16 protein-coding genes are annotated in these 15,072 nt (G+C 70.9%); 11 read left to right on the top strand and 5 right to left on the bottom strand.

What is annotated here, in order from left to right; all coding sequences use genetic code 11:
- Positions 1–33: 33 nt before the first annotated feature.
- The 3 genes from OG568_RS25260 to OG568_RS25250 all read left to right on the top strand — a co-directional run bounded on the left by OG568_RS25260 (position 34) and on the right by OG568_RS25250 (position 3,427).
- Complete coding sequence (locus OG568_RS25260; RefSeq protein ID WP_329366149.1) at positions 34–396, top strand: ArsR/SmtB family transcription factor; 363 nt, start codon at positions 34–36, stop codon at positions 394–396.
- Positions 389–3,133: a magnesium-translocating P-type ATPase gene (mgtA, locus tag OG568_RS25255; RefSeq protein ID WP_329533220.1), complete on the top strand. Its 2,745-nt coding sequence runs from the start codon at positions 389–391 to the stop codon at positions 3,131–3,133. The genes OG568_RS25260 and mgtA overlap by 8 nt, the downstream gene beginning before the upstream one ends.
- 72 nt (positions 3,134–3,205) lie before the next feature.
- Positions 3,206–3,427: a hypothetical protein gene (locus tag OG568_RS25250; RefSeq protein ID WP_329533219.1), complete on the top strand. Its 222-nt coding sequence runs from the start codon at positions 3,206–3,208 to the stop codon at positions 3,425–3,427.
- Positions 3,428–3,478: 51 nt separating this feature from the next.
- Here the strand turns inward: OG568_RS25250 and OG568_RS25245 are convergent, their stop codons facing one another.
- From OG568_RS25245 to OG568_RS25235, 3 genes are all read right to left on the bottom strand, one after another.
- Complete coding sequence (locus OG568_RS25245) at positions 3,479–3,946, bottom strand: DUF5990 family protein (protein WP_329533218.1); 468 nt, start codon at positions 3,944–3,946, stop codon at positions 3,479–3,481.
- Positions 3,947–3,999: 53 nt separating this feature from the next.
- On the bottom strand, positions 4,000–4,545 hold the full coding sequence (locus OG568_RS25240) for a hypothetical protein (RefSeq protein ID WP_266432231.1): 546 nt from the start codon (positions 4,543–4,545) through the stop codon (positions 4,000–4,002).
- A gap of 89 nt (positions 4,546–4,634) precedes the next feature.
- Complete coding sequence (locus tag OG568_RS25235; protein ID WP_329533217.1) at positions 4,635–5,228, bottom strand: ATP-binding protein; 594 nt, start codon at positions 5,226–5,228, stop codon at positions 4,635–4,637.
- Between the two features lie 221 nt (positions 5,229–5,449).
- Between OG568_RS25235 and OG568_RS25230 the strand changes: the two genes are divergently transcribed.
- The 3 genes from OG568_RS25230 (at position 5,450) to OG568_RS25220 (ending at position 7,504) form a co-directional block, all read left to right on the top strand.
- Positions 5,450–6,046, top strand: a complete 597-nt coding sequence (locus OG568_RS25230; protein ID WP_329533216.1) for a TetR/AcrR family transcriptional regulator — start codon at positions 5,450–5,452, stop codon at positions 6,044–6,046.
- 180 nt (positions 6,047–6,226) lie between these two features.
- The gene (locus OG568_RS25225; RefSeq protein ID WP_329533215.1) at positions 6,227–6,700 is read left to right on the top strand and encodes a VOC family protein; all 474 of its coding nucleotides are present in this window, start codon (positions 6,227–6,229) and stop codon (positions 6,698–6,700) included.
- Positions 6,701–6,748: 48 nt separating this feature from the next.
- A complete protein-coding gene (locus tag OG568_RS25220; protein ID WP_329533214.1) occupies positions 6,749–7,504 on the top strand; it encodes an SDR family oxidoreductase in 756 nt (251 codons plus the stop codon).
- A gap of 60 nt (positions 7,505–7,564) precedes the next feature.
- On the opposite strand, the gene OG568_RS25215 is transcribed toward OG568_RS25220, so the two are convergent.
- Together OG568_RS25215 and OG568_RS25210 are read right to left on the bottom strand one after the other, a co-directional pair.
- On the bottom strand, positions 7,565–7,783 hold the full coding sequence (locus OG568_RS25215) for an ABC transporter permease (RefSeq protein ID WP_329533213.1): 219 nt from the start codon (positions 7,781–7,783) through the stop codon (positions 7,565–7,567).
- A 47-nt stretch (positions 7,784–7,830) separates the two neighbouring features.
- Positions 7,831–9,219, bottom strand: coding sequence for a hypothetical protein (locus OG568_RS25210; RefSeq protein WP_329533212.1), 1,389 nt, complete (start codon positions 9,217–9,219; stop codon positions 7,831–7,833).
- 403 nt (positions 9,220–9,622) lie between these two features.
- Here OG568_RS25210 and OG568_RS25205 point away from each other — a divergent pair, with 403 nt between their 5' ends.
- The 5 genes from OG568_RS25205 to OG568_RS25185 all read left to right on the top strand — a co-directional run bounded on the left by OG568_RS25205 (position 9,623) and on the right by OG568_RS25185 (position 14,991).
- Complete coding sequence (locus OG568_RS25205) at positions 9,623–10,828, top strand: L,D-transpeptidase (protein WP_329533211.1); 1,206 nt, start codon at positions 9,623–9,625, stop codon at positions 10,826–10,828.
- A gap of 315 nt (positions 10,829–11,143) precedes the next feature.
- Positions 11,144–13,516, top strand: coding sequence for a sensor histidine kinase (locus tag OG568_RS25200; RefSeq protein WP_329533210.1), 2,373 nt, complete (start codon positions 11,144–11,146; stop codon positions 13,514–13,516).
- Positions 13,513–13,983, top strand: a complete 471-nt coding sequence (locus OG568_RS25195; protein ID WP_329533209.1) for a roadblock/LC7 domain-containing protein — start codon at positions 13,513–13,515, stop codon at positions 13,981–13,983. Before OG568_RS25200 ends, OG568_RS25195 begins: the two co-directional genes overlap by 4 nt.
- Positions 13,980–14,372 (top strand): DUF742 domain-containing protein, encoded by a 393-nt coding sequence (locus tag OG568_RS25190; RefSeq protein WP_329533208.1) that lies wholly within the window; start codon positions 13,980–13,982, stop codon positions 14,370–14,372. The genes OG568_RS25195 and OG568_RS25190 overlap by 4 nt, the downstream gene beginning before the upstream one ends.
- Positions 14,353–14,991 carry a GTP-binding protein gene (locus OG568_RS25185; protein WP_329533207.1) on the top strand — a complete coding sequence of 213 codons (639 nt, stop codon included), beginning with the start codon at positions 14,353–14,355 and terminating at the stop codon, positions 14,989–14,991. Before OG568_RS25190 ends, OG568_RS25185 begins: the two co-directional genes overlap by 20 nt.
- Positions 14,992–15,072 lie beyond the last annotated feature (81 nt).

Here is a 15,072-nt window from a genome sequence, read left to right as displayed (position 1 = left end):
CACGGATGCCCGGGGCGGGACGGGAGAAAGACTGTGACGGCAGACGTCGGTGGCTTCGAGGATCCGCCCGCCGAGGTGCTGGCGGACGCGGCCGCCGCGTTCGGACTGCTGGCCTCCTCGCCCCGACTGCACATCATGTGGGCCCTCGCACAGGGGGAGAGCGACGTGACCCACCTCGCGGAGCGCGTGGGCGGGGCCCTGCCCGCCGTCAGCCAGCACCTGTCGAAGCTGAAGCTCGCGGGCCTCGTCCGCTCCCGCCGCGAGGGCCGCCGGCAGGTCTACTACGTCGACGATGCCGACGTCGTGACCGTGGTGCGCGTGATGGTCGGACAGCTGGCCGCCCGGGCCGAGGAGGCATCGGCACCGGTACGCACGCTGCGCGGGATCGGTGGCTGAGACGTCCACGACCGCGGGAGGGGGCACCGAGTGCCCCGCTTCCGCGGACGGCCCGGCGGCGGGGAAACCCCGGGTCGTCCCACCCGCTTCGGGCGGGGGACTCGGCGACCCGACCGCGCTCCAGCTGCTCCGGCGGCTGGACAGCGGTCCGCGGGGGCTGACGGAGACGCAGGCCGAGGAACGCCTCGCCCGGTTCGGGGAGAACACCCTGCCCGCCCGGCGGCCCGTGCCCTGGGCGTGGCGGTTCCTGCGCAGTCTGCGGGATCCGTTCACCGCCGTACTGCTCTGCCTGGGCCTGGTCTCGGCGCTCGTGGCCTCCTGGGGCACCGCGAGCGTGATCACCGTACTGGTGGTGGTCAGTTGTGTGCTGCGGTCGTCCGGTGAGCACCGGGCGGACCGTTCGATCACGGCGCTGCGCGAACTGGTCGCCGGCACCGCCACCGTGCTGCGCAGGACCGACGCGGACGCGATGCCCACGGACCGGGACCTCCCGGTCGACCAACTGGTGCCGGGGGATGTGATCCGGCTCGGTCCGGGCGACCTGGTCCCCGCCGACGTACGACTGCTGCGGGCCAGTGGGCTGACCGTCTACCAGGCCGCGCTCACCGGCGAGTCGGCGGCGGTCGCCAAGTACCCCGTCGACGCGCCGGGCGCCGGCGCGGGTCAGCAGTTCGAACAGCCACAACTGTGCTTCCAGGGCAGCGGTGTCGCCTCCGGCAGCGGCACCGCCCTGGTCGTGGCGACCGGCGCGCGCACACGGTTCGCGGCGAGCCACCGGGACCTGGGGCGGCGGGCGGCGAGCGCCTTCGACCGGTCCGTGCACGGCATCTCCTGGATCCTCGTCCGGTTCACGCTGCTCACCCCGCCGCTGGTCCTCATGGCGGGCGCGGCCCTGCGCGGGCGTGGCCTGGAGACGCTGCCGTTCGCCGTCGCGGTGGCGGTCGGGATGACCCCGGAGATGCTGCCGGTCATCACCACGACCTGCCTGGCCCGCGGGGCGTCGCTGCTGGCCCGCAGGCACGGAGTGATCGTGAAGCGGCTGCCCGCGCTGCACGACCTCGGTGCCGTCGACGTGCTCTGCGTGGACAAGACCGGCACCCTCACCCAGGACCGGCCGGTCGTCGACCGCGCGCTGGACGCGAACGGGAAGGACGCGCCCGAGGTGCTGCGGCGGGCGGCCGCGGCCGCCTGGTGGACGCTGCAACTCGCCGACCTGCCCGCACCCGACGCCCTCGACGAGGCGCTCCTGGACGCCGCCGACGAGGACGACCTGCTGGCGTACGACGGGGTCGCCGCACTGCCCTTCGATCCCGTACGCCGACTCGCCACCGCCGTCGTACGCACCCCCGGCGCCCTCGGCTCCCACACCCTCCTGGTCAAGGGCGCCGTCGAAGCCGTACTGGAGCGCTGCGCGCTGCAACCGCGGGAGCGCGCCCGGCTGCTCGCCCGCGCCCACGAGTCGGCGGCCGACGGGCTGCGCGTCCTGGCGGTCGCCACCGCCGTCCGCCCCGCCCGCCACCGCGACTACACCCCGGCCGACGAACGCGGGCTGACCTTCGAGGGGTTCGTCACGCTGCGCGACGCGCTGGTGCCGAGCGCCGCGGACGCGCTGCGCGTGCTCGCCGACCGGGGCGTCGCCGTACGCGTACTGACCGGGGACCACCCCGGCACGGCCGCCCGCGCCTGCCGTGACCTGGGCCTCGACCCCGGGGAGGTACGCACCGCCGCCGACCTCGACGGTCTCACGGACACCCAGCTCGGCGAACTCGCCGACCGCACCACCGTCTTCGCCCGCCTGACGCCCGAGCACAAGGCGCGCATCACCCTCGCACTGCGCAGCCGCGGACATGTCACCGGCCACCTCGGCGACGGGATCAACGACCTGCCCGCGCTGCACGCCGCGGACGTCGGGATCTGCCCGCGCGACGCCACGGACCTGGCCCGGGAGAGCGCCGACGTGGTCCTCGCCGACAAGGACCTCACCGCGATCTCCCACGCGATCACCGCGGGCCGCTACTCCAGCGCCAACATCGCCGCCTATCTGCGGGTCACCCTCTCCTCCAACCTTGGCAACGTGATCGCGATGCTCGCGGCCGGCATCCTGCTGCCCTTCCTGCCGATGCTGCCGACGCAGGTCCTCGTGCAGAACATGTGCTTCGACGCGGCGCAGCTCGCCTTCGCCCACGACCGCCCCGCCCCGGGCGCCCTGAAGCGCCCCACCGTGCTGCGCTCGCGCGACCTGCTGGGCTTCATCACCGGCTTCGGCCTGCTGAACGCCGTCGCCGACCTCGCGACCTTCGGCGTCCTCGCGCTCGCCGTGCACGGGCCCGGGGCGGCGAACGACGAGTCCGTGTTCCACTCAGGCTGGTTCACCGAGAACCTGCTCACCCAGGCCCTCGTGATGCTTCTGCTGCGGATCGGCCGCCGGGGCGCCGAGGGGCGTCGCGAACCGGGCCCCGTCGGCTGGGGCGCGGCCGCCCTCACCGCCGTCGGCCTCGCGCTGCCGCTCTCCCCGCTGGGCCCGCCGCTGGGCATGACCGCGCTGCCCGCCTTCTACTACCCGCTGCTCGCCGCCGTCCTCGGCCTGTACGCGGCCGGACTGGTGGTCACGCGGTCACGTTACGAACGCCGCCGCGCCGAGGACGAGGCCGAGGACGACCGCGGGTACGGGTTCGAGCATGAGTTCACGCACAGTGATCGGGGTCGGCGCGGCGAGCGCAACCACGACGGAGGGTGACGCTGGCTTACTCTTCCCTCCATCGATTCGCCTCGGCGCACCGGTGAACGGGCGGAAGAGAGAAGGCGGGACATGGCCGCATCCTGGACGCGGTGGCGGTGGCTCACTCTGCTGGTTTTCGCCCTGGCCCTCTACGTCATCGTGCGGGCGGCCAACACCCCGCAGGCCACTCCTTCGCACGTCCCCCCTCCGCACGCCACTCCTTCGCTCGCCACCACGCCGTCCGGGAACGCGCCGTCCGGGACCACTTCGCCCGGGACCACCCGGACTCCGGCAGATGTGGTCTATCCGTAGGACAGGTCGGAGCGTGGGTGAGAACGAGGCCGAGGCCCGCATCCCGGCCGTCTACGAGGCGGGTTCGGCGGTCCAGGTGATGTGCGGGGGTTCGACCCGCGCGCACAGGGGGTTGCCGTACGCGTCGGTCAGACCGAGGCGTCCGACCAGAAGGCCCGTGTGCGCGGCGGCGGCGAGGACCTCGGCGGGGATGACGTCGAGCATGAGCTTGGCGCGGCGGAACATGCTGAAGACGCCCGACTCGTCGACCGTGCCCCACGACAGGTAGACGAACCGGCGGCCCAGACGGTCCTGCACGTAAGGCCCTTTGACCTCCGTGCCGGCCGACGAGGTGACCGCGGTGCACTCCAGGGTCCAGGTCGCGGACGCGGCGTCACCGGGCTGCGGTTCGAGGAGCTCGGCCGGACGGTCCCGGCGTTGTACGGCGACGTGGATGTTGCCGTACGTCGGCACGCCGCGGTCGGCGGGGGCCGGACAGGTGCGGCCGGGCAGGTCCACGGCGTCGATACGGATGCGCATGCCGACCATCATCCCGCCCTCCCGTCGGTGTTGTTGATGGAGTCGACCTCCGTTCAGCAACCGGTGGCGGTCGGGGTGAACTCCATGCGGGTGTGCTCGTCCGCGCCGCGGGCTTCGTCGTAGGTGGCCCGGGCGACCTGGTACCAGACGTCGTCCTTGGCGGTGTCGCCGTCGACGTTGTCCAGGCTCACGCACCACCGTTGCGACCGGACGGTTCGTGTGTACGTCTCGGTGCCGCTGCGGACCTTCTTGCAGGTCCGGTACCGCTCCGTCGTGTACCAGGTGCGGGTCGTCCTGCGGGTGCCCGTGCCCGTGCGTTCCGTGTGCCTGACCCGCCTGGTGGCGGACGTGCACTTCTTGACCAGGTGCGGGCGGGTGGCCCTGGTGGTCTTCTTGGCGAGGTGGCGGACCGAGTCCCTGAGCCCGGAGACGGTGTCAGGGCTCGGCGCGGCCTGCCGGACGGTGCCCGTATCGCTTCGGCCGACGTCGGTCACGGCTCCCGGGTCCTCGCCGCCTGTACCGCCCCCACCGCCGCAGGCGCCCAGCCCCGCTATGAGAACCGCGGTCGCCGCGGCCACTATCAGTCGCTTGCCGAACATGTCTCCCCCTGAGGTCAGCGGCGGTCAGCGTAACGGATCAAGCCGAATCCCATCGGTCCCGGAGACCAGTGCCCAGTGCCCGCACCGGCTCAGTCGAAGGCGGGTGACGCCTCCGGCGAGGATGCCTTCGCCGGCAGTTGGAACCACATGGTCTTGCCGGTCGCCGTAAGGGTGCTGCCCCAGGCCTCGGCGAGCAGATCGAGCAGGTCGATGCCACGTCCGCCCTCCGCGTCGGCGTCGACGACGCGCCGGACGGGCCCGGTGGGGTCGGTGTCCTCGACCTCGCACCGCAGCCGGGAGTCGCGCGCCTGCAGGTTGAGCCGCAGCGGGCCGCGCGTGTGGCACAGGGCGTTGGTGACCAGTTCGCTGACCAGGAGCTCGGCCGTGTCGGTCAGGTCCCGCAGACCCCAGTCGTCGAGCTGTGCGGTCACCAGACGTCGGGCCCGGCGGGCCGAGGTCAGGTCGCGCGGCAGGGGCCAGGACGCGTCCCGGTCGGTGGCGCGGCCGCGCGGGGCGTCAAGGGGCCGTACTGGGGCCAGTACACGCGACCAGAGAGCCTGGTGCCGGGTGATCCACGAGCTGGGTGCGGCCTTGTGCCCCGGCTCTTCCTGTCGGCGGCGGTACAGCCGGGCAACGAATCCCCCGCGGGAGGTCACGGTGAGGCCGATGGCCTGGAAGGCCATGGAGAATCAGTCCCTTCTGGACCGTCGGCGGCCATGGTTGCCGCGGCGGCGGAGGTCCGCCGGTGACCGGGCCGTGCGTGCCAGGTCCCGCATTCATTCACGTAGCACTCGCTACATTCAAATATACGTGTAGCGGGCGCTACAGTAAATACCCCAGCGAAGGCAAACGAAATGGACATGCCGGTCCCGACCGGCAACCCCGACCACACTTGGGAGCCCCCATGCCGCGCCCGCCCGACCCGGCCAAACGGCGCGACCTGCTGGACCAGGTCCGCGAGTACATGATCCGCAACGGCCTCGCGGACCTGTCCCTCCGCCCGCTGGCCCGGGCCCTGGGCACCAGCGACCGCATGCTCCTGTACTACTTCGGCACCAAGGAACGCATGGTCGCCGAGGCACTCGCCCTGGACGAGCGACGACCGCTCCTGCGTGCCCGGAGCCTGCTCGACGCCGTCGACGGCTCCAGGGGCCCGGAGTGGCTCCGCGGCTTCTTGGAGGACGTCTGGCAGCAGTTCGGCGACCCCTACCTGCGCGCCGCGTTTCCCCTCTACGTCGAGATCCTGACCGCGAGCCTGTTTCACCCCGACCGGTACGGGCCCGTCATGCGCGACGTACTCACCGAGTGGACGGACCGGCTCACCTCCGTCTTCCGGGACATGGGCCTGCCGGAGGCGCGAGCCCGCACGGAGGCCGTCCTTCTGGTCGACTCGGCCTTCGGCCTGCTCGTCGCACCCCTGGCCGGCGGCGACTGGGACGAGGCCGACGCGGCCTTCCATGCCCTCCTCGACCGCCTCGAACCCGGCTGGCGAGTCGCGTAGCGAACGTCGTCCTGCCTTTCGTGACGCCGTGAGCGACGCCGCGCGAGGGGTCGTACGAGCCGGTAGGTTGTGAATGAAGGGCATATGTCCGCCCCCTGCGGGAGACCCACCGTGCGCGGGATCATCGCTTCCGCACATCGGAGTGGGCGATGCGTCGACGTCGAGAAGAAAGACATCCGCATGGACCTGAAACTCGAAGTCATCGTGTTGCCCGTCTCCGACGTCGACCGGGCCAGGAGCTTCTACGAGGCGGCGGGATTCCGGATGGACGCCGACCACGCCGCCGATGACGACTACAGGGTGGTGCAGTTCACGCCGCCCGGCTCCGAATGCGCCATCATCTTCGGCAAGGGAGTGACCTCCGCCGAGCCCGGCTCGGTCCGGGGCCTGTACCTCATCGTCCCGGACATCGAGAAGGCCCACGCGGAGCTCAGCGGCCGAGGCGTCGAGATGAGCGAGGTGTTCCACGACGCCGGAGGGATCTTCCAGCACGGCCACGACGCCCAGGGGGTCACCCACCAGGGCGGCGAGACGGAACGGGTGCCCGGCCCGCACCCCGACCGCGCCGACTACGGCTCCTACGCCACCTTCAGCGACCCGGACGGCAACGGCTGGGTGCTCCAGGAAGTGAGGAAGCGGGCCCCCGGCCGCTGACAGCACGTGCCCATGACGGGAGAACAGGGCTGATACCCGGAGGCGGAGATGACGGGCAGCGAACCCGACCACGGCCACGGCCATGACCTGGCCGGCCGGACGGTCGTGGTCATCGGCGCCAGCACGGGAATCGGACTCGAGACCGCCCGCCAGGTACGTGCGGAGGGCGGCGGGGTGGTCCTGGTCGGCCGCAACCCCGAACGGCTGCGGCAGGCCGCGCTGGAGCTGGACCCCGTGGGCACGGCCGCGTTCGACGCCACCGACACCGACCGCCTCCAGGAGTTCTTCCAGGATCTGCCCGGCCCGGTCGACCATGTGCTGGTCACCGCCGGCGGCCCCTACTACATGCCGTTGGAGAGCATGGACCTCGCCGCCGCCCGCCGCGCCTTCGACGAGCGCATCGGCATGACCCTCGGGGTCGCCCTCTACAGCCGTGACAGGATCAGGGCCGGCGGCACCCTGCTGTTCATCGGCGGCACCGGCGGCCGACGCCCCGGTGTCGGCCTGGTCATCGCATCGGCCGCCACCGCGGCTCTGCCCGCCCTCGTCGCCAACCTGGCGCTCGAAATGGCGCCGGTCCGGGTGAATCTCATCGCCGCCGGATTCGTCGACACCCCCCTGTCGGCCTCGCTGCTGGGGGACGAGATCGACGCCCGGCGCGAGGAACTGCGGACCACGCTTCCCATCCGACGGGTGGTCGGCCCGGCCGACGTCGCCGCTCTCGCCGTACACATCATGTGCAACGGCGCGCTGACCGGCGCGACGTACGACATCGACGGCGGCCAGCAACTCCTCCCCCGCTGACACGGGCTTCACGGTCCACGTCCACCGCCGCCGAGGCGGTCGGTGTCTCGGCGCGTACCGCTACGACGGTGCGCGCAGCGCGTCGACCGGTTCCATGCGGGCGGCGCGCAGTGAGGGGTAGAGGCCCGCGAGCAGTCCGACGAGGGCTCCGGCGAGCGGGGCCCCGAGCGCGAGCCGCAGGTCGAGCACCGGCGTCCACTGCTTGACGACGGCGACGGCGACGGCGACGACGGCGGCGGGCGGTCGGCCGCCTCCGACCGGCGACGACCCCGAGGGCACGTGACGCCGCGCTCTCGGGGTCGTGTCCGCCCGGCTGGGTCCAGGGTTCAGTCCACCGTGAAGTAGTAGTCGTAGGCAGCCAGTTGGATGCCGGAGCGGGTCGTGGCGTACACCGTGAGGTAGTGGTAGCCGTCCGAGGCCGGGGTCCAGTCGACGCTCGCGGTGTGGTGGGCGCCCGCGGGGACCGTGACCTCCGGGTCCCCGTCGAAGGAGTACGTGTAGCTCGCGACGCCCTTCACCTTCGGCGTGAACGTGAAGGTGCCCGGGACGCCCACACCGCCGCCGGAACCGTTCTCGGGGTAGACGTCCGAAGCGACGGTGGGAGTGGTGTCGTAGCTGATGCCCCACGATGCCGCGTCGGTGACCCAGCCGTTCGCGCTCTTGCTGGTCACCCGGAGATGCTCGCCGTAGATGCCGTCCAGCGCGAGCTTGATCTTCGCCGTGCCGTCGGCCGCCGCCGCGACGTCGATGGTCTTGTCGCCGCCCTGACCGCCGATGGTCTGCACGGAGTAACTGACGACCGGGCTCTTCGACTGGAGCGCGGCGTCGGGCCGGAGCGTGAACGTGGTCGGCTTGCCGTACTCGGGCGACGCGACGGCCGGGGTGACGGTGGGCGCCGTGGAGCCGACGCGGAACGAGTAGCTGGTGATCGCGGACCCGTTGAAGGCGCGGTCCAGGCTTCGGACCCACAGGGTCATCGGACCTGCGCCGCTCGGCGGGACCAGGCTGAGCGTGGCCGAACCGCCGAGGGCGTCGGCGCGCGTGAAGTATCTGGGGTCCGAGTAGGGGTCTTCGGGCTGCGGGATGCCGTGGTCGCCGATGTTGGTGCCGATGACCGGGAGGTCCTGCTGCCAGGAGTACTCGAACCCGGTGACATCGTCGGCGCCGTTGGCGTTCAGCGTGAACGTGACCGGCTCGCCGCCCTGGTTCCACACGTCCGGCGGGTAGTTCGGCGAGGAGATGGTGGGCGTGCTCGCCGGACGGGTGTTGTCGATCGTGACGTAGCAGGGGGCGGACCAGTCCGAGGCCGCGGTCCCGGCCACCGTCTGCGCCCGCCACGCGTAGCTCTGCCCGTCGGTGAGCGCGTCGGCGGGCAGGTTCGCGACGGCCTCGAACCCGGGGGTGGCGTAGGTACGGGTGACCGTCGTGGTCTGCGTCGGGTCGGTGACCGGCCACACCTGATACCGCACGCTGACCGGGGAGTTGCCGGTGGTGTCGGTGGTCCCGGGGATGCCCTCGACGTCGAGGCCGTTGCGGGCCCAGAGGTAGGTGGGCCGGTCCGCGTCGGTCGAGCAGTTCCGGTAGCCGTTGAAGAGCTGGGTGGGTGTGGTGGGCGTTGCGTCGGCCGCGCTCGCGGGCGACACGGCGGCGGCCAGTGACAGGCCGAGGGTTCCCAGAGAAGCGAGGACGACGCGCGAGCGCGCGCCGAAGGACATGGTCAAGTGATCCCTCCCGTTTGGATGCCCGCACACGGCACCTGGATACGCACTGGTGTACGGGCGGCGGGAGGATCGTATGGGGTGGCGCAGGCCGAACGCATGAGAATTTAAGGGGCAGTTGAGGGAACAGTGCGGGCCTTGCCGAGCGGGCACGCCGGACAGGCCCCGTCCGCTGCTGTCGGACAGACCTCGTCCGCTGCCGCCGGGATCCGCACTCTGACAACTTCCTGATATCCGCGATCCAGGCTGGGTCCATGCCCCTGGGCGCTTCGGCGCCGGCGTCACGCCGGGCCGCGTCGACACCGCGCCGCTTCTCCCCGGGGCCGACTTCCCGCGACTCGGTGGCAGACACCACCTGACTCGGTGGCAGACACCACCCGACGCGAACGACGGAGATCCCATGCACCGCACCCGCCCGGCCGTCGCCCTTGTCGCCCTGTCCGTCGCGGCCTGCCTTCTGGCCGGCTGCAGCACCGGGCCAGGCGACGAGAGCGACCGTACGAAGGCGTCCACCGCCGCGGCCCGAGCGGCGAGCGCACCGCATATACGACTGAACGCGACCGACGGACAGCAGCACGTCTCCGTCCGGCGCGGTGGCCGTGTCACGGTCGAGGCCGGGAAGATCACCAAAGTGTCCCTGGCCACGGCGAACGGCGGGGTCGTACCCGGCGCCGTGTCCTCGGACGGCAGGACCTGGGCACCGGATGCCGTCCTCGACCACGGCACCGCCTACCGGCTGACCGTGGTGGCCGCGGGCGCCGAGGGACGCAAGGAGACGAAGAAGATCGCCTTCACGACCGTCGCCGAGACCGACCGCTTCACCGGCGCGTTCACCCCGGACAACGGATCCACGGTCGGTGTGGGGATGCCGGTCTCGTTCACCTTCGACAAGGCGATCACCGACAAGAAGTCGGTCGAGTCGGCCATCGAGGTCAGCTCCAGCAGCGGACAGGCCGTCGTCGGCCACTGGTTCGGCGCGCAGCGCCTCGACTTCCGTCCGCGGCAGTACTGGAAGGCCCGCTCCACCATCACCGTCAAGATCCGTCTCGACGGGGTGAAGGGCGCCAAGGGCGCCTATGGCGAACAGGACAGGACCGTCCGCTTCACCGTCGGTCGCGGTCAGGTCTCCACCGTGGACGCCTCCACGCACCGGATGGCGGTCGTCCGCGACGGCAAGACCCTGAAGACGCTGCCCATCACGGCGGGCGCCCCCGACTCGACCACCTGGAACGGCCAGATGGTGATTTCCGAGAAGCTGATCAGCACCCGGATGAACGGAGCCACGGTGGGCTACGCCGGTCAGTACGACATCCCCGACGTCCCGCACGCCATGCGCCTGTCCACCTCGGGCACGTTCGTCCACGGCAACTACTGGGCCCCCGACTCGGCGTTCGGGCACTCCAACCTCAGCCACGGCTGTGTGGGCCTCAACGACGCCAAGGGCGGCAACGACTCCCAGCAGGACGCCGCCTGGTTCTACGACAACTCCCTCATCGGTGACGTGGTCGTGGTGCGCAACTCCGACGACCGGACGATCGCCCCCGACAACGGCCTCAACGGCTGGAACATGCCGTGGGATCAGTGGAAGGCGGGCTCCGCACGCTGAGGCGAACTGACCGTTCTCATGGGCGACTTGGCTGAATCGAGGCGGCGGAACGGCCGCTTCTGAACGCCTTCGGTGCGGTGCGTGCACACATTGTTACTCAAAGTGTTGTGGTCAATTTGAACGATCAAACTATTGAGATCATTTGTGTGATGAGTAGGCTTCCCCTGACATCGCGCGGACCTCATATCGGACCAGTCCGCCATCGCTAGCATGGCGGGAACTTTCGTGGCACTTCACGCGCGAGCGGCAGAACAGCAGACAAGCCACGAAGCGGAACCGCGGCAAGGCGGCCAGGAGACGGTTTCGAAGCGCGGGTTGTCGCTGCGTACGACCCTGCTCATCCTGGCCCTGGTTCCCACCATCGCGCTGGTCGCCCTGTGGGCGATGAACTCGGCCCAGCTCTACGGCAACTGGAAGACCGTCCACGACCGCAACGAAGCGGGCAAGCAGGTCGGGCAGCCGATCGCCGTCGTCCTGTACCAGTTGCAGGCGGAGCGGCAACTGAGCGCCGCGGCGCTCGCCGACCCCAAGGCCTACCAGTCGAAACTGGCGAAGCAGCGTGCGCTCACCGACCGGTCCGTCCAGGGGCTCGAAGCGCTCTCCGACGCCATGCCGGCCGCTCTCGCCAAGGGTTACCAGCAGGTCGGCCGGGGCCTGGACCGACTGCCCGCGTACCGTCAGGCGGTGGACGAGCGGGACGCCACCCAGGAGCAGACGTTCGACCACTACACCGATGTCATCGCCTCGGACATGCAACTGTTCGAGGACTTCACCAACGTGGGCTTCGGCGAGGTCACCGTCCTCACCAAGCCGCTGATCGACTCGCAGTGGGGCGTGGAGATGCTCTCGCGCGAGAACACGATCTTCACCGCCGCAACGGTGAGCGGCTACTTCACCAGTGCGCAGCGCTCCCAACTCGCCCAGGCGATCGGCGGTCAGCAGCACATCTACGACAACAAGGTCGTACCGCGGCTGCCGAGCGGGCCCGCCAAGACGTACCAGGGCATCCTGTCCGGCGCGGCCTGGAAGCAGAAGACCCGGATCGAGCAGACGGTCCTGACCGCCGAGAACCCCGGGCAGGACGGCCGGACCCCGGTATCGGCACAGCTGGGCAAGGAGTGGCAGCAGAGCTACGGGGCGATAACACCCCAGCTGACACAGGCAAGCGGCTCCTACGCCGAGTACCTCGTGAGCGCCACCGAGGACCAGCTCGGCGGCATGATGACGGACCTGATCGTCAACAGCGCCGTGGGCGGCGCGGCCGTACTGCTGGTGTTCCTGGTCTCGCTGCGGCTCACCGGAGTCCTGCGCCGCCGCATCTTCGGGCTCCGCTCCGCGGCGCTGGAGCTGCAGACCCGGCTGCCCGACATGGTGGAGCGGCTGCGGCAGGGCGAGACGGTGGACACGGACGCCGAACTGCCCGAGATCCGCTACGGCAACGACGAACTGGGCATGCTCGGCCAGGCTCTCAACGAGGCCCGCGGCAGCGCCCTGGAGACGGCCGTGCGGCAGGTCGAGCAGTACCGCGGCTTCGAGCGTCTGCTGCAACGCATCGCCCGACGCACCCAGTTGCTGATCGGCATGCAGATGAAACGTCTCGGCGAGATGCAGCGGCAGCACGAGGACCCCGAGGTCCTGGAAGGACTCTTCGACGTCGACCACCTGGCCGCCCGGCTGCGGCGCTACGAGGAGAACCTGGTCATCCTCGGTGGCGGTACGCCCCAGCGGCGCTGGCGCAATCCCGTGCCGCTGCTGGACGTGATGCGCGCCGCGCAGGGCGAGGTGCAGGACTACCGGCGCATCCGGATCGACGCCGAGGGCGAGACCTGGCTGTCCGAGCGGGCGGTCGGCGCCATGGTGCACGTACTGGCCGAACTGATGGAGAACGCGGTGTCGTTCTCCAAACCGCCGACTCCGGTGGAGGTGTCCGCGTCCCGGGTGGGCCGTGGCGTCGCGGTCGAGATCGAGGACCGGGGCATGGGCATGGACCCCGAGCAGTACGCCGAGGCCAACCGCCTGATGGCCGATCCGCCCCGCATGGACGTGATGTCCCGCGCCGACGACGCCCGCCTCGGCCTGTACGTCGTGGCGCGGCTGTCCGCCAACCTGGGGCTGAACGTCGAGCTGCGGCCCTCCTCCTTCGGCGGCACCCGGGTGGTCGTCCTGGTGCCGGCGGAGCTGATCTCCGACGGGCGACCGGCCTCGGAGTCACCGGACGGCGCTGCCCCGGCCCAGCTCTCGGTCATCGGCGCATCCCGCTCCGGACAGGACGACGATCCCCGGGGTCCGCGGCCGGAGCCCCAGCCGCACTCCGGTGACCAGGAGGCGCTCACGCGCCAACTCATCGGATCCTTGGCCAGACCGCCGGCCCGCACCACCGCCGAGCCCCCCACGACGAGTTCGGAACCGCTGCCCCGCCGGGTACGACAGGCCAGTCTGGCCGCCGAACTTCGCGATCCTCCCCGTGTGTACGCCGAGGCGCCGCACGTCGAGGCATCGGAAACGAAGACGGAAACAGAGACGGAGACGGAGCCGTTGCCGCGCCGGAGCGCGCCGCGCCGCTCCGGCGCCACCATCGGCGCCTTCCAGCGCCAGTCCCGGATAGCCCGGCTCGGGCCCGACTCCGATCAACAGCCCACTCACCCCTCACCGGGCCACGACGGGGCCCGCAAGGAAGACAGACGATGACTCTGCGCACCACTGCCACCAACTCCGACCTCGACTGGCTGCTCGACCGCTTGGTCGACCAGGTTCCGGGCACCAGGAACGCCATCGTGCTGTCCGACGACGGCCTGGTGGTCAGCCAGTCCAGCAGCATCGAACGGGTCGACGCGGAACGCCTGGCCGCCATCGCCACCGGCCAGCAGAGCCTGGCCCGCGGAGTCGGTGACGTCTTCGGCGGCGGGCCGGTCCACCAGGTCATCATCGAGCTCCGTGAACTCTGGCTCTTCGTCAGCTCCGCCGGCCGGGGCACGCACCTGGCGGTCGTGGCGGACCAGGAGGTGGACGCCGAGGTGATGTCCGTGGCGATGCACACCCTCGTCCAGCAGGTCGGGCAACGCCTGGGCACCGAGGCCCGTGTGGCGCGGGACGACGCCGAGGGAACGGGGTCCCGCCGCTCCAGCGACGGCGAGGGTGGGGGAGGACGTGGGTGAGCCACTGGGCGGACGCGGCACCGGACGAGGAGTACGCGGAAGAGAGCTTCATCAGGCCGTACACGATCACCCAGGGGCGCACGACCTCGGCTCGGGACGACCTCACCCTCATCACCGTGATCGCGACGGTCGTCGCGCCCGGTGAGCAGCTCTCGACCCGTGGCCTGCAACCCGAACACAGACTGATCCTCCAGCTGTGCCGCACCCCGGTGGCTCTCGCCGAGGTCGCCGCCGAGCTGAACCTGCCCGTGGCGGTGACGAAGATCCTTGTCTCCGACCTGATCACGCTCGGCAGGGTGACGGCCCGGCCACCGCTGGCGGTCGCGGTGGGCCAGGGACTGGACATGACACTTCTTCAGGCGGTGAAAGATGGCCTACTCAGACTCTGACGACCGGGTCGGGACAGACCCGGCCCACTCCACCGCGGCCCAGGCTCCGGCGGCGGTGAAGATACTCATCGCGGGCGGATTCGGCGTGGGCAAGACCACGATGGTCGGTGCCGTGAGCGAGGTCGTGCCCCTGAACACCGAGGAGCATCTGACGGCCGCGGGCATCGGCGTGGACGACATCGACGGGGTGGACCAGAAGGCCACCACGACGGTGGCCCTGGACTTCGGCCGGATCACCGTGAACTCCCAACTCGTGCTGTACCTCTTCGGCACACCCGGCCAGGAACGCTTCTGGTTCATGTGGAACGACCTGGTGCACGGGGCGCTCGGCGCCGTCGTCCTCGTGGACACCCGGCGGCTGAAGAGCAGTTTCGCGTCGATCGACTTCTTCGAGAGCCGCGGCATCCCGTTCGTCGTCGGCGTCAACTGCTTCGACGGACGCCGGGACCGCACCGAGTCCGAGGTCCGGGAGGCACTCGACCTCGACCCGCACACCCCCATCGTCATGGGCGACCTCCGGCAGCGCCGGGCGAGCCGCGACCTGTTGCTGACCCTGATCGAGCTTCTGATGTCCGGCCAGGCGCAGGGCCACGACGTCGCGGACGACCGGCTGGCCTGAACTGCGGGTTTCAACGCCCTGGAGCTCCTCTCCGGGGACTGAAACCGGGTTGAAGCCGTTCTGAAGCGCCCAGCCCGCAAG

The sequence above is a fragment of the Streptomyces sp. NBC_01450 genome (assembly GCF_036227505.1).
Classification (GTDB): Bacteria; Actinomycetota; Actinomycetes; order Streptomycetales; family Streptomycetaceae; genus Streptomyces.
Note: the sequence above shows the minus strand (reverse complement) of the source record. Positions and strands in the feature narration are given on the sequence as shown.